This is a genomic window from Pectobacterium atrosepticum, assembly GCA_019056595.1.
Taxonomy (GTDB): domain Bacteria; phylum Pseudomonadota; class Gammaproteobacteria; order Enterobacterales; family Enterobacteriaceae; genus Pectobacterium; species Pectobacterium atrosepticum.
On sequence record CP036163.1, the window covers coordinates 1446723 to 1467988 of the forward strand.

17 protein-coding genes are annotated in these 21266 nt (G+C 51.1%); 6 read left to right on the forward strand and 11 right to left on the reverse strand.

Annotation, left to right across the window (positions count from 1 at the left end):
- The first annotated feature begins 100 nt into the window (after window positions 1-100).
- The 3 genes from DCX48_07180 to DCX48_07190 are packed head-to-tail and all read left to right on the forward strand — an operon-like array spanning window position 101 to window position 3105.
- Entirely contained in the window at window positions 101-1219 is a 1119-nt protein-coding gene (locus DCX48_07180; GenBank protein QXE14315.1) for an ABC transporter substrate-binding protein, read from the forward strand.
- Between the two features lie 6 nt (window positions 1220-1225).
- Window positions 1226-2308, forward strand: coding sequence for an iron ABC transporter permease (locus DCX48_07185; protein ID QXE14316.1), 1083 nt, complete (start codon window positions 1226-1228; stop codon window positions 2306-2308).
- A complete protein-coding gene (locus DCX48_07190; GenBank protein QXE14317.1) occupies window positions 2305-3105 on the forward strand; it encodes an ABC transporter ATP-binding protein in 801 nt (266 codons plus the stop codon). Before DCX48_07185 ends, DCX48_07190 begins: the two co-directional genes overlap by 4 nt.
- A 56-nt stretch (window positions 3106-3161) precedes the next feature.
- Here the strand turns inward: DCX48_07190 and DCX48_07195 are convergent, their stop codons facing one another.
- From DCX48_07195 to DCX48_07225, 7 genes are all read right to left on the reverse strand, one after another.
- Entirely contained in the window at window positions 3162-3485 is a 324-nt protein-coding gene (locus tag DCX48_07195) for a hypothetical protein (protein ID QXE14318.1), read from the reverse strand.
- 84 nt (window positions 3486-3569) lie between these two features.
- Window positions 3570-5237: a HAMP domain-containing protein gene (locus DCX48_07200; protein QXE14319.1), complete on the reverse strand. Its 1668-nt coding sequence runs from the start codon at window positions 5235-5237 to the stop codon at window positions 3570-3572.
- A gap of 455 nt (window positions 5238-5692) precedes the next feature.
- Entirely contained in the window at window positions 5693-6820 is a 1128-nt protein-coding gene (locus DCX48_07205; protein ID QXE14320.1) for an ABC transporter substrate-binding protein, read from the reverse strand.
- 118 nt (window positions 6821-6938) lie between these two features.
- On the reverse strand, window positions 6939-8027 hold the full coding sequence (locus DCX48_07210) for a nickel/cobalt transporter (GenBank protein QXE14321.1): 1089 nt from the start codon (window positions 8025-8027) through the stop codon (window positions 6939-6941).
- Window positions 8018-8677, reverse strand: a complete 660-nt coding sequence (locus DCX48_07215; protein QXE14322.1) for a DUF1007 family protein — start codon at window positions 8675-8677, stop codon at window positions 8018-8020. Before DCX48_07215 ends, DCX48_07210 begins: the two co-directional genes overlap by 10 nt.
- A gap of 44 nt (window positions 8678-8721) precedes the next feature.
- A complete protein-coding gene (locus DCX48_07220; protein QXE14323.1) occupies window positions 8722-9882 on the reverse strand; it encodes a 3-phenylpropionate MFS transporter in 1161 nt (386 codons plus the stop codon).
- A 458-nt stretch (window positions 9883-10340) separates the two neighbouring features.
- Window positions 10341-11594, reverse strand: a complete 1254-nt coding sequence (locus DCX48_07225) for a serine hydroxymethyltransferase (protein ID QXE14324.1) — start codon at window positions 11592-11594, stop codon at window positions 10341-10343.
- A gap of 360 nt (window positions 11595-11954) precedes the next feature.
- On the opposite strand from DCX48_07225, the gene hmpA reads away from it, so the two are divergent.
- The 3 genes from hmpA (at window position 11955) to DCX48_07240 (ending at window position 16612) form a co-directional block, all read left to right on the forward strand.
- Complete coding sequence (gene hmpA, locus DCX48_07230; protein ID QXE14325.1) at window positions 11955-13145, forward strand: NO-inducible flavohemoprotein; 1191 nt, start codon at window positions 11955-11957, stop codon at window positions 13143-13145.
- A gap of 599 nt (window positions 13146-13744) precedes the next feature.
- The gene (locus tag DCX48_07235) at window positions 13745-15403 is read left to right on the forward strand and encodes a rhamnogalacturonan acetylesterase (protein QXE14326.1); all 1659 of its coding nucleotides are present in this window, start codon (window positions 13745-13747) and stop codon (window positions 15401-15403) included.
- A gap of 102 nt (window positions 15404-15505) precedes the next feature.
- Window positions 15506-16612: a pectinesterase A gene (locus DCX48_07240; GenBank protein ID QXE14327.1), complete on the forward strand. Its 1107-nt coding sequence runs from the start codon at window positions 15506-15508 to the stop codon at window positions 16610-16612.
- An 89-nt stretch (window positions 16613-16701) separates the two neighbouring features.
- Here DCX48_07240 and glnB read toward each other — a convergent pair whose 3' ends face one another.
- The 4 genes from glnB to DCX48_07260 all read right to left on the reverse strand — a co-directional run bounded on the left by glnB (window position 16702) and on the right by DCX48_07260 (window position 20815).
- Window positions 16702-17040, reverse strand: coding sequence for a nitrogen regulatory protein P-II (gene glnB, locus DCX48_07245; GenBank protein ID QXE14328.1), 339 nt, complete (start codon window positions 17038-17040; stop codon window positions 16702-16704).
- Between the two features lie 159 nt (window positions 17041-17199).
- Window positions 17200-18537: a two-component system response regulator GlrR gene (gene glrR / locus DCX48_07250; protein QXE14329.1), complete on the reverse strand. Its 1338-nt coding sequence runs from the start codon at window positions 18535-18537 to the stop codon at window positions 17200-17202.
- Complete coding sequence (gene qseG / locus DCX48_07255; GenBank protein QXE14330.1) at window positions 18534-19343, reverse strand: two-component system QseEF-associated lipoprotein QseG; 810 nt, start codon at window positions 19341-19343, stop codon at window positions 18534-18536. Before qseG ends, glrR begins: the two co-directional genes overlap by 4 nt.
- A gap of 35 nt (window positions 19344-19378) precedes the next feature.
- Window positions 19379-20815, reverse strand: coding sequence for a HAMP domain-containing histidine kinase (locus tag DCX48_07260; GenBank protein ID QXE14331.1), 1437 nt, complete (start codon window positions 20813-20815; stop codon window positions 19379-19381).
- Window positions 20816-21266 lie beyond the last annotated feature (451 nt).

Genomic DNA, 21266 nt, shown 5'->3' on the forward strand with positions numbered 1-21266 from the left:
TCCTGTATACGCATTGTTTATCAATATACGATAATAATTATCAAACTCATTACACTGATAACTTCATCACATTGATAAATTGTGAATTAGGATCGCCACCATGTTAAGAAAATCAGCAAGATCGTTCTTCCTGACCGCATTACTCTCCGCCCCACTCTTCAGCTACGCTACCCAATATCCTCTCACCGTTACCGATTTCGACGGCAGAAGTGTCACCATTAAACAAGAGCCGCAGCGCATCATTCTGCAAGACGGCCGCGATATTATGACGATGGCATTACTTGACCGCGATAATCCCTTTCAGCGTCTTGTCGCCTGGAACAATCTGGCGAAAAAACAGGACACGGCAACCTGGGACATGCTGAAAGGAAAATGGCCTGAGTCCGTCGGCATTTTGGATATGGGTTTCAGTGATAAAGGCAACGTCGATTTGGAAAGCGTGCTGTCAAAACAGCCAGACCTGATGATTGCCCAGTTGCGTGCCAAGGCGGCGCTGAAGGAAAGTGGTGTGATTGACAAGCTCAGCGCACTGAATATTCCCGTACTGTTTGTCGATTATGAAGTGAATCCGGCTAAAGATACCGCCTCTAGTGTCGATCTGTTGGGTAAGGTTCTGAATCGTGAAGCCAACGCCAAAGCGTATACCGATTTCTACCGCAAACACCTCGATGCCATTCAGCAGAAAACCGCCGCGATAACCCCAAAACCCAGCGTCTTTATTGAACCGATTGCCGGAAATTCGGATTCCTGCTGCTTCACGCACAGCAACAGCGGCTGGGGCGGATTGATTGAAGCCGTCGGCGCGACAAATATTGGTTCGGGTTTGCTACCGGGTGCATCCGGCTTTGTCTCGCTGGAAAAAATCATCAGCATGGAGCCTGATGCCTACATCATGACGGGCTCTAAACGTGGTAACAGTCAGGTATTACCGTTAGGCTATGGCGCGACTGTCGAAGACGTTCGCACTCAGGCTAATGTGCTGCTAAGCCGCACCGGTATTAGCCAGATCCCAGCGGTTCAGGCTAAGCACGTCTATGGTATTTACCACCATTTCTACAACCATCCTTACAACATTGTTGGTATGGAATATCTGGCAAAAGATATTTATCCTCAAGCGTTTGCCAGCTTGAACCCTGATGACACGTATCACCATATCATTCAAAATTTCACCTCGCTGCCTGACAGCGACTTTATCTTTGCCTGGAAACAAGGTGAGTAATTTTTCATGAGTACAACCACTGAACCGGGTATCCACAATACTGCCGTGGATGCCAACACCATTATGGACAACTATCGCGCCATCATTCGACGCCGTGTGAGTGTTATGGCGATACTGCTGTTGATCATCATCGGCTCGTTGTTGCTGGATTTCACGATGGGACCTTCGGGACTCACGCTTGATGTGCTCTGGAACACGCTGACCGACCCGGCCAGCGCCGATGCAGGCACTCGCGTGATCGTCTGGGATATTCGTCTGCCTTATGCGTTGATGGCCATTATCGTCGGGCTAGCGCTCGGCCTGGCTGGCGCAGAGATGCAAACTATCCTGAACAACCCGCTGGCCAGCCCGTTTACGCTTGGCGTTTCCTCCGCCGCTGCATTCGGCGCTGCACTGGCGATCGTCCTTGGAATCGGCATCCCCGGCATTCCGGCTCAGTGGTTTATTTCTGCAAACGCCTTTATCTTTGCTCTGCTGGCAGCATTGCTGCTTGATGGCATTACGCGCTGGACGCAGGTCGCCACCTCCGGCGTCGTGCTGTTCGGTATCGCGCTGGTGTTCACCTTCAATGCGCTGGTTTCTATGCTCCAGTTCATCGCCAACGAAGACACGCTGCAAGGTCTGGTGTTCTGGACGATGGGCAGTCTGGCCCGTGCCTCGTGGGAAAAACTGGGCGTCCTGCTGCTGGTGCTGGTCATCGTTATGCCTATTTCACTGATGAGCTCATGGAAACTGACCGCACTGCGGTTGGGTGAAGATCGCGCCGTTAGTTTTGGCATTAACGTTCGCCGTCTGCGTCTGGCGACGCTGCTGCGCATCAGTATCTTGTCTGCCATTTCGGTCGCGTTTGTCGGCCCAATCGGCTTTATCGGTCTGGTTGCTCCGCATATCGCACGTATGATTTTCGGTGAAGATCACCGTTTCTATCTGCCTGCCAGTGCACTAACGGGTGCGCTGGTGCTATCGATGGCGTCTGTTGCCTCGAAAAATCTCATTCCCGGCGTCATTATCCCGGTGGGTATCGTCACCTCACTGGTTGGTGTGCCATTCTTCCTGAGTATCATCCTGCGCCACAGAGGGAACGTATGAGCCAGCAAACCGCTTCTGGATTACGACTTTCCCACTTTCGCGCAGGCTACCCTAAGCGTCAGGTGATCCGCGATCTGTCCGTGCCGCAGTTGCCGCGTGGAAAGATCACGGTGCTGCTCGGCCCCAACGGCAGTGGAAAATCAACCCTATTGCGCGCGATGGCGGGTCTGAACGCTTCCGAAGGTGAACTGTGGTTGGATGACACTAACCTGATGACACTCCCGTTCGCTCAGCGAGCGGAAAAAGTCGTTTATCTGCCGCAGTCGTTGCCCGCCGGCGTGCACTTGCACGTACTGGAATCCATTATCGTCGCACAGCGCGCGTCCGGCGGCATGCACAACGCCGAAAAGCAGGATGAAGTCATGACCCTGCTGCGTCAGTTAGGCATCGAGCATCTGGCGTTGAGCTATCTTGATCAGCTCTCAGGCGGACAGAAACAGCTGGTTGGGCTGGCGCAGTCGCTGATCCGTCAACCCTCGTTGCTTTTGCTGGACGAACCGCTCAGTGCGTTGGATCTGAATTATCAATTCCACGTGATGGATTTGGTACGAAAGGAAACGCGTAAGCGCAACATCATCACCGTTGTGGTGGTGCATGACATCAATATTGCCTTGCGTCATGGCGACCACGTACTGATGCTACAAAACGGTAATCTGATTGCAGATGGCGCGCCGGCCGAAGTCATTAGCCCAGAAAGCCTGTCAGCGGTCTATGGCGTACGTGGACGCATCGAACGCTGTTCACAGGGCGTACCGCAGGTGATTATTGACGGATTAGTCAGCGAACCTACCATCTAGGCAATTGGCCGCTCAAATAGCCTCCGGTAAGCAAGTGCCCCGGAGGCATAATACTGCTAGTGTAAACGCTCAGTTCCCAACATATCGCGCATGTTCGTCAGCATGTTCTCAAACAAGCGTAATGCCAACCCTACACTGTTTACGTTGTAGTACAGCGCCGCGTCATGATGCTTTAAATAATCCTCAAACTCTGGTTTACCGATCAATTTATAAATAGCTGTAAATCGCAAAATCAGATGGCTGCAATTATTGAGATACAGATCAAGCGTGCGGTAATCGCTGTTCATTAATTGAGTCAGTAGCGTAGTCATATGCTCGAACTCCGTCAGTAACGACGCATAATTCCCCAGATTTTCCGCACTATGTTCGGTCAATTCCATACCGTCATCTCCCTTGGTCTTCTCTTTTCTCCATCCGTCATCGACTCCTTTGGCCACGCGCCGTTTGGCACGTGGCTCTATAGATTAAAAACGCTGCCAGCCCGCTTCATCCTGAGCAAGCGCATTTTTGTTCTTCGCGGAGGCAAGACGAGGTGCAGATAGGCCGGACGGTACAGAAGCAAGAGCGGGGATCAGCGACGATGAAGCGATTTGTCCCACAATAAATTGCCCCACCAGTTGGCTCAATGTGCTCGCCTGTTCCTGTAACGACTGCGAGGCCGCAGAGGCCTCTTCGACCAATGAGGCGTTTTGCTGAGTCACATCATCCATCTGGTTAACGGCCTGATGTACCTGGCTGATACCCTGACTTTGTTCTTCCGTCGCCGCAGCGATTTCATTAACTAAATCCGTCACCTGCTGGATCGCATCTTTCATCGCCGACATGTTTTTCCCTACATCGCTGGCTTGTTCAACCCCCGAAGACACCAGCGAATTTGAAGCATCAATCAAGTCCTTGATTTCACGCGCCGCTGTAGACGAACGCTGCGCCAGCGTGCGCACTTCACCCGCTACCACCGCAAAACCGCGCCCCTGCTCACCCGCACGCGCAGCTTCCACCGCCGCATTCAGAGCAAGGATATTGGTTTGAAACGCAATCCCTTCGATAAGCGCAATGATGTCGGTGATCTTGCCTGAGCTATTGCGAATATGTTCCATCGTATTCAGCATGGTGCTGACTGAATCGGCGCTATCGATGGAAATTTTGCTGGCATTCCCTGCCAGCAGGCTGGCCTGTTGCGTGTTTTCTGCGTTCTGGCGCACCGTTTCACTAATTTCCGTCATACTGGCCGCAGTTTGTTCCAGCGAAGCCGCCTGTTCCTCAGTGCGGGATGACAAATCCTCATTACCTGCCGCAATCTGCGTTGCCGCACTGCTCACCGACTGCGATGAAGCACTCACCGAGGCCAGCGCTGAAGATACCCGTTGCATCAGGCTATTAAAGGCGCGGGCAGTATTCCCAACTTCATCCTTGCGTCGATCGTCAGCTTGAATCGTCAAATTGAGATGCGTGCTGACGTTTTCCATCGTTTGACTCATATTATTCAAACTTTTCCTGATGCCCAGAATAGTCCTCACAGCAAAAAAGCCAATTAGCAACACGATCAGTAACGCACCAGACAACAAACCAAACCACGTTTGATCATAGATTCGTTTATTAACCTGACGCAGATCGTCGCCCATTTTGACATTAAGATCGAATTGCTTACGATAATTGGCGATCAGATCACGAACGACCTTTCCCGGACCTTCCATTCCCTGAAGCAGGCCGAGAGCGATGTCATTCTGGTTCGCTCTTGACGCATTCAGAAAAACGGGCAAAGACGCCTGTAATTTCTTGGTCAATTCAATCGCCGTATTGGTCAGTTGGCGATCCCCCTCGCTGGAAGCATTATTTTTCAGGTAATACTCATTGAGTACCTTCATCTCTTCGATATTTTTAGTAATGTCTTGCTCAATTGCCGGTAACTTACTGTCGTCATCCGTGGTCTGATGACGATACAAAAAAAGCACCAGTGAATTGCTTTTATCCACCAAATTATTTAGATCTTTGATACTTGGAATCGCATTATCCTGAACATATTCAAAACGAGACTGGAACCCTGATAATAATGATAAAGTAACAATAACCAATGAGATAAGTGCTAGCGACATTAACGAAAACGTCAACAGCAGGCGTTGCGTGATATTCATAACCGCTCCATTTTTGAGTTTTTATACCGCATCTTTCTTCCTGATTCCGGTATGTCAAAATAAACACCATCGTCCTCCAGACATGGCATTTTGAGTAAAAATCAGACATACCTTTACCACGCTCAATTATCGACACAGAAGCGAACAGCTTGATAGTAATGATCGCTTAAACCATTCAATAATCTCAAATAAATAGCCAAAAACTATCAAATAAAGATAATCGATCGTCAGAAACATCCATTCATCGGTAATGAAATAAAGTGAAAGAAAAACGTTTGCGTTGCTACCTCGGTGGGCGAACGATCTGATGGCACAGAACACCAGTTATGTTGTGATGAGCGGCTGATATCTCTTTGCGTCGAGCATGAAGCGGAACGATCGATAAAATGCATAAAAAAAGCACTGACCAATGAGGTTCAGTGCTTTTTTATTATCTGATTGACTGTCTGGCGGCGTTATTTCTTCGCAGGCAGCGTAACCCAATAACCTGGCTGATACGGCAACGGCAGGAACTTCTCATGGAAGGTACGGAATGTGGCATCAGGATCGAGATCTTTAAACAGTTCAGGATGCATCCATTTCGCTAATACCTGAATCGCCACAAACTGATACGGGCTGTCATAGAACTGATGCCAAATAGCATGGGCATTGCCATCGGTTGCTACCGGTAGCGTTTTGAATGCTGAGCGTTCCATCAGTTTTTGCAGGCGTTGCAGCGCTTCTTTCTGATCGGCTCCCGGTCCAACGCCAACCCAGCCATTCGCCGTGTTGTAGTTTTTCCAGTTAGCGCCAGTCACCACCACCACATCTGGGCGAGAGCTGATAATCTGCTCAGGGTTCAGCGTACCAAACGTACCAGGGATGATGTTCTTGGCAATGTTGTCACCGCCAGCAGCCTCAACCATGCGGCCAAAGTTCTCATCACCGAATGACATGCAGCACTCTTCATCATAGCCACCCGCGCGATCGATCATCACTTTCGGGCGCGGCCCTTGATAGTTTTTCAACCGATCGGTGACAATTTCAATCTGCTCACGGCGGAATTTAATAAGCGCTTCTGCACGCTCTGGTTTGCCCACCAGTTGCCCCATGATGTGAATACTTTTCTCTGCATTCTCAAACGGCTTCTCGCGGAAATCGATAAACACGACAGGAATACCCAGCGAACTGAGTTTTTCAATCAATTTTCCTTCGTCCGTCGCGGCCTTGGACTCCAGATTCATCAACACTAAATCGGGTTTCAGCGTCAACGCCTGCTCGACGTTAAACGTGCCGTCTTTCGCACCACCAAAGGTCGGCAGTTTTTTGATTTCTGGGTATTTCTTTTCATAGGCCATATAGCCGTCGTAATCGGCTTTTGGCAAATCGTCACGCCAGCCAACCACGCGCTGGAACGGTGCTTCGGTATCAAAGGCAGCCAGCAGATAAATCTGTCGACCTTCCCCTAAAATAATCCGCTTCACTTCGGATTTGATTTCTACCTTCCTGCCACTGACGTCTTCAATAACAATCGGGTTAGCGCTGACAGCAACGCTCGCACTCAACCCCAACAGAACAACGACTGAGAACAGCCATTTTTTCATTATTATTCCCTTCTGCGATTATGGTTATAGATGATAATAGTTATCATTATTGAAATGATATCCCGCCGTGATTATCGGAGGCAACGGGTTTTTAACGTGAGGTTAATAAAAAGTGAAATCAGCCAGAGAATGGTCGAATACCGCCCATCATTGCGGGCTGTGCGCTGAGGTAAAGCAGAATGCCGGAGCCAACCAAAATCATCCCGCCAGCAAAAGACAGAAGAGAAAAAGTAGCACGCTGCCACACGGGTGATGCGCGATTTGCACCTAACCGTTCAATGACGCGACGGCAGTAAAAGACCAGCACGGCCAGTGCCGAGATAGTAATCGCGGTTCCGGCAGCCATCACCAGCGCAGAAGCTACGCCCCACAGATAGACGCCGATCACTTTAGAGAAAAGCAACACCATGATGGCACCTGAGCACGGGCGCATCCCCATCGCCAAGACAATCATCAGGCGTGTGCGCCAACTGCTACCACGTTCAAGTTCTTCATTGCTAGGGAGATGGCGGTGCCCGCAACCGCAGTCGGCATCATGCTGATGAAGGGAGTGAGACGGCGCATAAATCGGGCTAAGCGTCATACGTCCATGAGCTGCCACGTTAAGCGGGGTTACAGGCAAAGGAATAACGCGCAAAATAGTCGCGGGCTTGGGTTGTCGAACTAGCACGATATACAGCTGTTTTAGCGCACGGAAACAGAGCAGCAGCCCCAGCCCCGCCACCAGCACAAAGCTTCCTTTCTCCATCCAGAAACTGCTGTTATGCAGCGTTCGACTCGACAGTTGCAAGATCCCGAGAACGACTGTCACCAGCGCTATCGCCATCAGCCCCTGAACTAACGAGGCAGCAAGCGTTAACTTCAGGCTGCTTTTCAGCTTCGACGGATGCGTCGCCAAATAGGTCATGATGACGACTTTGCCGTGCCCCGGCCCGACAGCATGGAGCACACCATAGACCAGACTGAACATCATCAAACTCAGCCCAGCCTGATGCGGCTGCTGTTCTACCATCTGCAACAAATTCGACATTTGCTGGTGTAGTGACTTCTGCCAGATCGCGCTTTGCAGCACGATTTGCGGCCAGTATCTCACGATGTAATGCAGCGCCGAGGCAAGCAGCGCCAAAAATATCCACAGCGGCCATAGATCGCGCAGTCGGCTCAACAACGAACGTTGACGCGGCAACGATCCAAGATTTACTGACATTGCAACGTCACCCGCTGTGCAAACTGTTTCCCCAGATCCATGTCTTCATCCGGCGCATCATTCTTATCTAGCGACAGCGCATAAGATTGCAATTCAGTGTTAGGTTTCGGCGTGACGAGCGTGGTTTTACAACGTGACGTTAGCGCGGGTGCCAGCTTAACAGCCTTGTCGCTCTGATAGGACATATCGACAAAGTAGGTAGGATCGTAAGTAGAAATTAGCAACGGCTTTCCGGCCAGCGGCTGTGGATGTGCCAGCGGCAGCACAAACTCCAGTATCGCCTGATTGCCTTTGCGGGAAAGATGATATTCGGTTGGCATCGGCGCATATTTCACGGGCTGACTATCACGATAAATATCGGTGAAATAGTGCTGTCCTAACACATTAGCCATGACTTCTGCCGCCAGCTTTTTCCAGACTTCAGAATCCTTTTTCGCCTTTCCAGCGTCATACAGCAGGTCGGCAGACGTGATGGGATCCATCGTCCACTGCATACGTAAACCGGTGATATTGTCGTTCTGGCTCTCAACTGTGGTCTGCATATCAATAAAACTGTGTGGGTGGGCGAACACGGGCTGACAAAGTGCCAGACCTAACACCAGCAACGTTATCCGACCGTACTCTCGCTTCAAAGCGTTATAATGTAACATTATTTTTACCACGATACGTTATATTGACAGTACATACCATTTGCTTACGCTTTTTCGACAGCAGTATGGTGGCTGACAGAGGGCCGGATAAACAGTGCCGGAACCGCCAACAGCGCCATCACCCAAAACGTGCCGCCCTGCAAATGCTCAAACAGGAAGCCGGACACCATTGTCATCACCGCAATACTCCCGCCCATCGCTAACGCGGAATACACCGCCTGTAGCCGCAGTACGTCACCGCCGCTACGTGCCGCAATAAAGCGCATTGCAGCCAGATGGCAAACGGTGAACGTACCGCAGTGCAATATCTGTATCACAATCAGCCACGGCAGAGCCACCGTCGCGCCCATTAAGCTCCAGCGCACCACGCCGCATACGGCAGAGAGCAATAAAAGCTGTCTGGCGCTCCAGCGTCGGAACAGACGCTGGCTGAAGGTAAAGATGACGATCTCCGCAACGACGCCCAACGACCAGAGATAGCCGATAATCGAGGCGGAATAGCCTGAATCCTGCCAATAAATCACGCTGAAACCATAGTAAGCCGCGTGCGCGCCCTGCAACAGAGATACGCAAAGCAGGAAACGCCATACAGCCGGCTCACTCAGCAATCTTTTCCACGGCGTGACGCTGGCCGACTGCGCTGTCGAGGCTGCCGCCTGCGGCATCACGCTAGGTCGGAGCAACATGCCTAACAGCATGACAGCCAGTCCCACGTTGAAGATCGCCAGAATCGCGGGATGCCCCCAGATAGCAACCAGTTCGCCCGTCGCCGCAGAGGCGATAACAAACGCTATCGATCCCCAAACCCGCACCTTGCCATAATCCATCACCACCTGCCGCTGCCAGGTCGCGGCCAACGCATCGGTCAGCGGCACCAGCGGCGCAAAAAACAGGTTAAACCCGATCATCACTATCATCAGCCACAGCCAGGCATTACCCAGCCAAAAACCGACGACCAACGCCAATGACAACAATGCCAGCCCACGTAACACCGCAATCAATTTGGATGGATCTTTCACACTGGGCGTAATGACCAGACTGCCGACGAAGCGCGCCACCAGCCCCGCTCCCAGCAGCATACCAATCGACTCTGCCGAGAGCCCTTCTCCTTTCAGCCATCCGCCCCAAAACGGCAGGAAAACGCCATAACAAAAAAAGTATGTGAAATAGCTCAGCGCCAGCCAGCGCGTCGATTGCAAAACCATGATTTCTCCCTTTCGACGGCGAACACGCCCGTTCACCACCCAACGAACCGTCGCAAACACGACGTTTATAATTTTCCGCTGAAAATGCGCCAACGCTTTTTACTGGCGATTCTTTTTGCCAGTGATTTTTTTGCTGGTTACTTTTTTTTGCTGGTTACTGTGTCAGAGTGCATGCGGCGGCGCAACGCGTTATTCGTCATTAAACGCGAACGAAGGTATCAGCTTGATCAACTGACATAAAAAATTTCCGGGAGAAATTTTTAACGTTGCGTCAGCAACGGCCCGTAAGGGTGGCGGCTAGGGGTGGCATGCCATAAAAAAACGTGGGGAACGTTTTTCAACGTCGCTTGCGACGGCCCGCAGGGTGGCGGCCAAGGATGGCGCGCCATAAAAAACGCCAGCACACAGGCTGGCGTTTGAGACATGTTCCGACAGTGATGTCAGAGAAAAATGCCGAATTATGCGTAAACCGGGAAGCGGGCGCAGATATCCAGAACTTTTTGCTTCACGCGTTCAATGGTCGCTTCGTCGCTGATGTTATCTAACACATCACAGATCCAGCCAGCCAGTTCACGTACTTCCGCTTCTTTAAAGCCACGACGCGTTGCCGCTGGCGTACCGATACGGATACCGGAAGTCACGAACGGGCTCTTCGGATCGTTAGGCACGCTGTTTTTGTTCACGGTAATGTTCGCACGACCCAGTGCTGCATCGGCTTCTTTACCCGTCAGGTTTTTGCTGACCAGATCCAGCAGGAACAGATGGTTGCTGGTCGCACCAGAAACCACGTTGAAGCCACGTGACAGGAAGACTTCTACCATTGCTTTGGCGTTTTTCGCAACCTGCTGCTGATAGACTTTGAACTCAGGTTCCATCGCTTCTTTCAGTGCAACCGCTTTACCCGCGATAACGTGCATCAACGGGCCACCCTGACCGCCAGGGAAAACAGCGGAGTTCAGCTTTTTATACAGATCTTCGTCGCCGCCTTTCGCCAGAATCAGGCCACCGCGTGGGCCAGCAAGCGTTTTGTGCGTAGTCGTGGTCACGATATGAGCATGAGGAACCGGGTTAGGGTAAACATCTGCGGCAATCAGACCCGCAACGTGCGCCATATCGACAAACAGATAAGCACCGATGCTGTCAGCGATTTCACGCATTTTCGCCCAGTCAACCACGCCAGAGTAGGCAGAGAAACCGCCGACAATCATTTTTGGCTGGTGCGTACGCGCCAGTTCAGCCATTTCGTCGTAGTCGATTTTACCGCTTTCGTCGATGCCGTAAGGGATGACTTTATACAGTTTACCGGACAGGTTAACCGGAGAACCATGCGTCAGGTGACCACCGTGTGCCAGGTTCATACCCAGAATGGTGTCGCCCGGCTGCAGCAGCGCGGTGTAAACAGCGAAGTTAGCCTGAGAGCCGGAGTGCGGCTGCACGTTGGCGTAATCTGCACCGAACAGCGCTTTCGCACGATCGATCGCCAGTTGCTCAACGATGTCAACATACTCACAGCCGCCGTAGTAACGTTTGCCCGGATAGCCTTCAGCATACTTGTTCGTCAGCTGAGAACCTTGAGCCTGCATCACGCGTGGGCTGGTATAGTTTTCTGACGCAATCAGTTCAATATGCTCTTCCTGACGCACCACTTCTTGCTCCATTGCTTGCCACAGGTCGGCATCATAATCGGCAATGTTCATTTCACGCTTTAACATCCGGATCTCCTGACTCAGCTAACATAAATATACTGGGAATTAATGGCCCATTTGGGAATTGGGCTACCCTTTTGGGGAATAGCGTATAGTGTAAACCGTTTCTCCCTAATGAAGATAGGTCTTGACAGAGGTTTTTACGCAAACGATTAGCTATAGGCAGCGCAAGGCTTCAGCAAATATAAACCGCGTGGCGGCAAGCAGATTTTTCTTCATTCTCAACCTGCTATTTCTTCATGTTATTCCCTCAGGCTCACTCTACAAACCCCCACCACCAAAAAGGTAATTTACAGCGACGGACAAACCCAATAAGATGCATATAAAATACAACTTATAAAATATGCCAATAAATAAGGAGTCACCATGCTGGATAACCACACTATCGCCATCGTTAAATCGACCATTCCTCTGCTGGCGGAAACCGGCCCGAAACTAACCGCACATTTTTACGATCGCATGTTTACACATAACCCTGAGCTCAAAGATATCTTTAACATGAGCAACCAGCGCAATGGCGATCAGCGGGAAGCACTGTTCAATGCCATTTGTGCTTATGCGACGAATATTGAAAACCTGGCTGCGCTGCTGCCTGCGGTTGAGCGCATAGCCCAGAAACATACCAGTTTTAACATTCAGGCAGATCAGTATCAGATCGTGGGTAATCACTTATTGGCCACGCTGGACGAAATGTTTAGCCCAGGGCAAGAAGTGCTGGATGCCTGGGGTAAAGCCTATGGCGTGCTGGCGAACGTTTTCATCCAGCGCGAGGACGATATCTATCGCAGCACCGAAACGAAAAACGGCGGCTGGAGTGGCGTGCGGCCTTTCCGTATTGTGAACAAGCAGCTACAAAGTTCCGTGATTACCAGCTTCACTCTGGAACCCACCGATGGCCAACCTATTGCAGATTTTCAGCCGGGCCAGTATCTGGCGATTTATATCAAGCATGACAGTTTTGCCAATCAGGAAATTCGCCAATACTCGCTGACTCATGCGCCGAATGGGAAATCCTACCGGATTGCGGTTAAACGTGAAGCACAAGGCACCGTTTCCGGCTATCTGCATGATACCGCTCGCGAAGGCGATATTGTTCATCTGGCGGCTCCGCACGGCGACTTCTTCCTTGATATTCCAACCGACACACCGGTTGCCTTGATTTCAGGCGGCGTGGGGCAGACCCCCATGCTCGGCATGCTGCATACGCTAAAACAACAGGCTCATCAGGCGAAGGTGCTATGGCTGCACGCGGCAGAAAACGGCACAGCACACGCGTTTGCTGATGAAATTGAACAAACGGGGCAGGCGCTGCGGCATTTCGATCACCACATCTGGTATCGGGAACCGCAACAAGCCGACCGTCTGGGTGAAGATTATCATCACAGCGGACTGATGCAGTTGGCCTCGCTAAAAGGCGAATTAACCACGCCCGATATGCACTATTACCTGTGTGGCCCCGTGGTTTTCATGCAGTTTGTCGCACAGCAACTGCTGGCAATGGGCATTCCCGCAGAGCAGCTACATTACGAATGTTTTGGTCCACATAAAGTCGTCTAACCCTCATTGGTGACGGATGAAACCCAAAGGTCGCTTATGCGGCCTTTTTTCATCTTTCAGAAAACCACCAACATATACCCTAAATAATTCAAGTTGCGTGACAAAACGTTAGCGTTTTGAACAACGCTCTGCGTTGACCCTTTAGGGCAAGGCCCATTTATGGCCTTGTAACGCGGCAACTGCGCTGGCCCGAAGGGTGAGTCTCATTTATGAGGCTCATTAATCCCCAGGAGCTTACTCAGGTAAGTGACTGGGGTGAGTAAAGGCAGCCAACGCACAAGCAGCTTGAAATATGACGGGTATAAAACACCTTATTGATCACAAATCTATATGCCAATACGGCAGTGCTCCGCTAAAAAAGAGCTGGGTCACAAAAAATCACGCATTATTAAAATAACATTTCACTTTTAATGAATTGTCATTTCACCACAAGAACCTGCGTTTAGGCATCGCCCTTGAATCGGCTTGGGTGCACAATGAAAGCCCCAGACGTTTTCTCTAAAGGTCGTGACAAGAACGATAAAAAACAGCGATCTTCCTTTGATAACGCTTGGGTTCATTAACCGTTTTCGATTAACCAACAAGGGATATGTCTAACCATGGCAAAACGTTTTTCAGAAAGTGTAGCTTTAGCTCTGATACTTTCCGCCCCTTTCACACTGGTACACGCTAAAACTCCCGCCGCTGCGCACCAGACCGCCGCGCCAGAGAGCGTTAAATTACTGTCAGGTACAACGCTAGGTGAGAAAACCGGGTTATCCGGTAGTGTCACCGCACGGGATATTCATCTGCCCGCCACCATCATTATTAGAGATCAACAGGGCCAGAAACGGCAGACACAGACCGATGAGCAAGGAAAGTATCATCTTGATATCTCTGGCCTCACGCCACCGTTACGTCTTTTAGCCATCGAATCCGGTGGTAATAACTGCCTGCTGAATAATATTTCTCGGGCAATTTGTCTGTCCGCTGTCGCTCCTTCACTGCATGACGGCAAAGAAAATATCGCTAATATCAATCCGCTGACCGACCGCATTACTTCAGATATCGCGGTGGCATCAGGCTACATTGGTCCACAGCAGTTAACGGACGACACAACATCACCAAAACTGAACACCACAGCATGGAAAAAAGCCTACGCTGATTTTCATGCTGGCTTTAATGGCGCGTTGAAGCAGGTAGGCATCAACGCCCCCACGCGCTTCGACCCTCTGACCTACCCCGCCACTCAGCAGGAAGCTGTCACCAAAATCGTCAGCGTTATTAACCATAACCGCAATTATCACAACAATACGGGCTACTCCGGCCACGCGGTGCTGACTGATAGCGCATTTCACCCGATTGTTGGCCTGAACGATAAAGGCGACTATGAACCATTGGATTATCGGTCTGCCCGCCAGAATCTGGATGCGATTCAGAAAGCGCAAACCCGCATTTTCATCGTCGGCGACTCAACCGCAGCCACCTATGAAAAGGGGCGCTTCCCACGCATGGGATGGGGACAGGTTTTTGAACAACAGTTCAGTAAAAACAGCGGCGTAAAAGTCGTCAATGGCGCACGTTCAGGCCGTAGCTCACGCGACTACTTTTACGAAGGCTGGTTCCGCCAGATGCAGCCCCTGATGAAAGAAGGTGACTTCCTGTTTATTCAGATGGGACACAACGATCAAAACTGCAACGGGGCGAAAGCGGTACGCGGCCCTGCTGATGTCGCTAACCTCTGCACTTATCCAAACGATGCCGCAGGGAAAAAACAGGCACCGCAGGGGAAAGCCGATATGTCATTCCAGACATCGCTGGAACGCTATGTCGCCTTTGCCCGTCAGCACAAACTCACGCCGGTTCTGCTGACCCCAACCACCCGAGTCAAAACGGCTGAAGGCAAAGAGGGTACACCGGCCGTACATAGCCACTTCACCAAGCAAAATTCAGAAAAGGGTTATGCCTTCATCGGTGATTACAGCCAGACGATCAAAAACACAGCAACGGATAACAAGGTGATTTTACTGGACGTTGAGCCTGCCACTATCGCGCTGGCGAATCAGGGCAACAGCGATCATTGGAAACAATACTGGCTGGCGATCGATCCCAAACAATACCCTTTTTATCACGATCAACTAGGTAGCCTGAGCAAGCCGGATACCACTCATTTTCAGAAAAAAGGCGCGATTGCCGTGGCCGGAATTGTCGCTGACGCCATTCGGCAGGAACCCGCTTTAGCGTCGCTGGCGGAAAAAACGGCCAGCAAGCACAAGTAGTCATCTGTCAGGCAAAAACAATAAGACAGAACCACGCGCGGCGTAACGTAGCCGCGCGTTATAGACCTTCCTCTTTCCCTTACCGATTACAGGACTCTGGACATGATAAATGCTTCACATCTCGGCAAGACGCTGACCTTAGCCATGTTAATTTCCTCACCCTGGGCGTTAGCGCAGGCAGCCGACTACAATGCGCTGGTTTCCGCTAATGTAACGGACGCCAAAGCCTACAAAACCATTACTGAAGCTATCGCCAGTGCCCCGGCAGACAGTTCTCCGTTTGTTATCTATGTGAAAAATGGCGTATACCACGAACGTCTCACCGTTACGCGTCCCAACATTCATCTCCAGGGCGAAAGCCGTGACGGCACCGTGATCACCGCAACCACCGCCGCTGGGATGCTCAAACCAGATGGCAGCAAATGGGGAACCTATGGCAGCAACACGGTGAAAGTCGATGCCCCCGATTTCAGCGCCCGTTCACTGACCATTAGCAACGATTTCGATTACCCGGCCAATCAGGCAAAAGCTGATGAGGATCCAACCAAATTAAAAGACTCGCAGGCCGTTGCATTATTAGTTGCCGAAAATAGCGATCGTGCGTGGTTCCATGATGTCAGCCTGACAGGCTATCAGGATACGTTATATGTGAAAGGTGGACGCAGCTTCTTCTCAAAATGCCGTATCAGCGGCACCGTTGATTTCATCTTTGGCAACGGTACTGCGCTGTTTGACGATTGCGATATCGTCGCGCGTAACCGTACCGATGTGAAAGATCAGCCGCTTGGCTATCTCACCGCCCCCAGCACCGACATTAAACAAAAATATGGTTTGGTCATTATCAATAGCAGGGTGATTAAAGAGAAAGACGTTCCGGCGAAAAGCTACGGCCTGGGCCGCCCTTGGCACCCAACGACCACCTTTGAAGATGGTCGCTATGCCGATCCTAATGCTATCGGCCAGACTGTCTTCCTGAACACCAGCATGGATGACCACATCTATGGCTGGGACAAAATGTCAGGCAAAGATAAACAAGGTGAGAAAATCTGGTTCCATCCGCAGGACTCGCGCTTTTTCGAGTATAAATCCAGTGGCACAGGCACAGAGAAAAACGATCAGCGCCGTCAGTTGAGCGAGGCGGAAGCGGCTGAATATACCGCAGATAAGGTATTGGCGGGTTGGGTTCCGACAGCGCCTAAAGGGAAGTAAATGTATAGAAGCCAGCCTGATGAGGGCTGGCTTCCTGAAACTCGAATTATTTAGAGTATGCAGCGGTATTGACAGAGTGGGCGAAACGATTAAATCGCTTCCTCGTCCTCTTCACCGGTACGAATACGGACAACGCGTGCCACATCAAAGACAAAGATTTTGCCGTCGCCGATTTTACCCGTCTGCGCGGTCTGCGTGATGGTTTCAACACAGGTATCGACGATATCATCTGATACAACAATTTCGATTTTTACTTTCGGCAGAAAATCGACCATGTATTCTGCGCCACGATACAGCTCTGTGTGGCCTTTCTGACGACCAAAGCCTTTCACTTCCGTTACCGTCATCCCTGTGATGCCCACTTCAGCTAACGCTTCACGCACATCGTCCAGTTTGAACGGCTTAATAATCGCATCAATTTTCTTCATGGAGGAACCTTTGTGTTATCTATGTTGCGGCCAAAGCCGAGCATCAGCGAGTAAACAGCATGTCAGAACTCAGGCAGACAATCTATATCCGTCATACTTTACGCTGTTTGTGAGTTGAGCTCTTACCCACCTCGCATCACACTGCCTGTTCTCTCAGCGCTAGTCTTTAAAATCGTTGGCATCCAACTCGTGGCGGCCCAGCAGTTTATAAAACTCCGTTCGATTACGCCCAGCCATTCGTGCAGCCTGCGTCACGTTACCTTTTGCGATCTGTAATAATTTTCGCAAATAGTTAAGCTCAAACTGATGACGCGCTTCAACAAACGTCGGCAACGCGGTATTTTCACCTTCTAGCGCCTGTTCAACTAACGCGCCACTGATCACTGGTGCGCTGGTCAGCGCCACACATTGTTCGATGACATTCACCAGTTGGCGCACGTTACCCGGCCAGCTCGCCGTCATCAAACGCTTCATCGCATCGGTTGAAAAGGTGCGCACAAAAGGCTTGTGACGATTGGCTGATTCGCGCAGCAGATGGTTTGCCAGCATCGGGATATCTTCAGCGCGTTCATGCAGCGCTGGCAGCTTCATATTCACCACGTTGAGCCGATAATACAAATCCTCGCGGAATTCGTTTTTTTCCATCGCCTTCGGTAAATCACGGTGCGTGGCGGAAATAATCCGCACATCAATGTCCAGATCGCGGTTACTCCCCAGCGGACGGACTTTTCGCTCCTGCAAAACGCGCAACAGCTTAACCTGCAAAGACAGCGGCATATCGCCGATTTCATCTAAAAACAGCGTACCGCCTTCCGCTGCTTGAAAAAGCCCTTCACGGCTGCTGACAGCACCAGTAAAAGCCCCTTTCGCATGACCGAACAGCTCCGACTCCAACAGTGGCTCTGGCAGCGCACCGCAGTTAATCGCGATAAAGGCTTTTTTCGCTCGCGGGCTTGCCGCATGAATAGCCTGAGCCAGCACCTCTTTCCCGGTTCCGCTCTGGCCATTAATCAGTACACTGACGTCCGACTGTGCGACCATTCTGGCCTGCTCCAGCAGGCGCAGCATGATTGGGCTGCGCGTTACGATCGTTTCACGCCAGCTTTCATCACCCGCTGGCGCAGACAGCGCCATCGCGTCATCTATCGCTTTGTAGAGCGCATCGCGATCAACGGGCTTCGTGAGGAAACTGAATACCCCTTGCTGCGTCGCCGCAACCGCATCGGGAATAGAGCCGTGAGCGGTCAAAATGATCACCGGCATACCTGGCTGATAACGCTGGATTTCGGAAAACAGCGCCATGCCATCCATCTCGTCCATACGAAGATCGCTGATAACCAGATCGAATGTCTCACGCGTTAACAGACGCAGTGCCTCTTGGCCACTCTCCGCCGTCATCACGCTAAATCCCTCGCTGGTCAGACGCATTCCCAGTAGTTTTAGCAGGCTAGGGTCATCATCCACGAGCAATAAACTCGCCGTTTTTCTGGCTGTCATTGTCTTGTTGACTCCTTCTTGGTCGGCGGCGTGTAGGTGTCATCCGCATCCACGGATTCATTTCTAGATTTCGTTGCCGAATTACGCGAGCCGTCTCTATTCGTACCCGCACCACTGCGACGCTCAGCATCATTATCTGGCATCTCTCCCGACAATTGCTTACGGGACGACAGTTGACGCTCAATATCCGTCAGATTTTCCAGTTTCTGTGTGGTTGTTTCTAACTGGTATTGCAGGTGACTTTGTTGCACTCGTAACGCATCTAGCTGCTTGTCGCTGGATTCCTGTAAACGCTTATAGCGCAGACGTTCATCCGATAGCGCCAGAAACAGCGTTTGCCTGTCACGCCAGGTTTGCATCAGTGGACGCAGTGCCGCAGGGAAAGCCAGACGATATAAATTGATCTGTGCCAACACCTGACGCCGCTCAGCCTGGGTAATACCGGCGTTATCCAACAAAATGCCCTGCTTAAACACGCTCTCCCATCCGTCACCCGCAATCTGTCCGGCTTCCTCACGGGCCTGAAATTGTGTCAAACGCCCAGCACAGTCCATCGCCCGTAGCCAGTACAGCGCGTTGTTCATGGATTCACGATCGTCTATCTGCCAGAGATGCTCGCATTGTGCGATACGGAAATCGGCAACCTGCTCTTTCGGCGGTATTGCTTCTGCTTCTAGCAACGCAGTGCCGCTGTTCACATGGCTATTACACGCAGCCAAAACGAGCGGCGACGACGTCACCACCGTTTTCAACAGACGGTAAAACCCTCTATTTGCAAACCATCCCTTCATAAATCCTATATTCATTATCTATTCATTCTCGGAATTTATTTATTCTCGGACTATTCGTTATCAGGCAATAAGGGCAACTCGATGCGGAAACACACATCAGCATAATCCACGGTAATTAGGCTAAGCTCACCACGCATACGACGAATGCAATCACGTGCAATACTCAGCCCCAACCCACTTCCTTTTACTGCGCCACGGCGCTGATGGCTTCCCTGATAAAAGGGCTCGAAAATCATGCCTCGTTCTGCATCAGGAATGGGCGTACCACTGTTTGCGACATCAATCTGAACGCGATTGCCAACCTGACGGCTATAAACCCAAATGTTACCGGATTCCTTACCGTAGTGCACCGCATTGGAATAGAGATTATCAATCACTCGCATTAACAACGTCGTCTCCGCCCAACAGTGTTCGACGGCCAGCGTCACATCGGTGTGAATCATTTTGGCACGGGCAGGCAGACTGTGGGATGAAACAACAATATCGACGATCTCTTCGATTTCAACCCGCTCCAGTTCGGTCGGTGTATCCGCCAGCTTGCGGTTATAGTCGAGCAGTTGATCGATCAGTTGCAGCAGGTGGCGGCTGCTACTATCGAGGATATCAACCACCTCTTTCTGATCGGCAGTCAGCGGGCCGACGACCTCATCCGCCAACAGTTCGGTCCCTTCCCGCAGGCTAGCCAGCGGTGTCTTGAGTTCGTGGGAAATATGGCGCAAGAATTCATGCCGCTGCGACTCCAGCCACGACAGGCGCTCGCTCAGCCAAATAATGCGCTGCGCCAGCGTCCGAATCTCACGCGGCCCTTTGAAGGTACTGGTGTTACCCAACGAGCGCCCTTCCCCAAGGCGATTAATCATCCTCTCTACGCCATTAACTGGGCCGATAATCATCCGCGTAAAGAGAACCACCAGCAGTACGCTGACCAGGAATAACAGTAGCGCCTGCCAGCCAAAGAACTGGCCGCGTTCAGAAATAGCCTGCTGGAGCTGTTGCCCACGGGAGAAAACGACGTCACGCGTCACCTGCACCATCTGCCCGTTGGCACGGGAGAACCCTTCTAGCAGGCTGGATGCCGTTTGTTCCGGGCCGCTGTTATGGCAGCGTATTTCGCTGAGTTGAGTAAGGAGTTGACGTAGCGTCTGGTAATAACGGGGATCGGGCAGCACCTGCGCGTGAGAGTCCAGCATTTGCGAATACTGTTTACGCTGGTTCTGATAGAGCGTCGCCAGCGTCTGATCGTCCAATACGCAGTATTGCCGATAGCTACGCTCCATCGCCAACGCGACGCTGGTCATCGCCTCACTGCGGCGGGCATCCGTCAGCGTTGTCCGGTTAATATCTGCAGCCTGTTCGCTCAGCATGTTCAGGCTTTGATAAGCCTGATAAGCCAGCACCAACAGCGGCAGCAACACCAGCAAGAACGCCATAATTACTAATTGCCGCAGGGAACGCGGGAATAAACGCCATCGTTTCAAAGAAATCATCTCGTTACCTATCGAATCCGCTTTGATGCTAACTGAGTCTTATAAAAGTTCAACGTTTTCCCTTACGGCATGCGCAATACTTCGCAATACGGAATGAATACCGATGTAACACTGTAGAAAGTAACGCTGTAGAAAGTGACACTGTAGAAAACAATCAGGGGGATTCACTGGAGAGGATGTGACGGGTAAGAAAGCATCACGCGGCCAGAAGAATCGCTCCCTCTGGCCGCGTAACTGAATAGGCGGTGCCTCACTCAACGTGTCGTCCGATGCTTGATAAAGTTCGTTTTCACGCCCTGTTATCGGTCTGGTGGACGATAGGCACCCTTTCTTTTGGCATCATTCCAGATGTTATGAGCGAAAATATTTGCCAGTTAGCAACGCAATCATAACCAGTTGAATGAGCAACACTGATTAAAATGCACGTATCATGCCAACATCAAAAAATAAA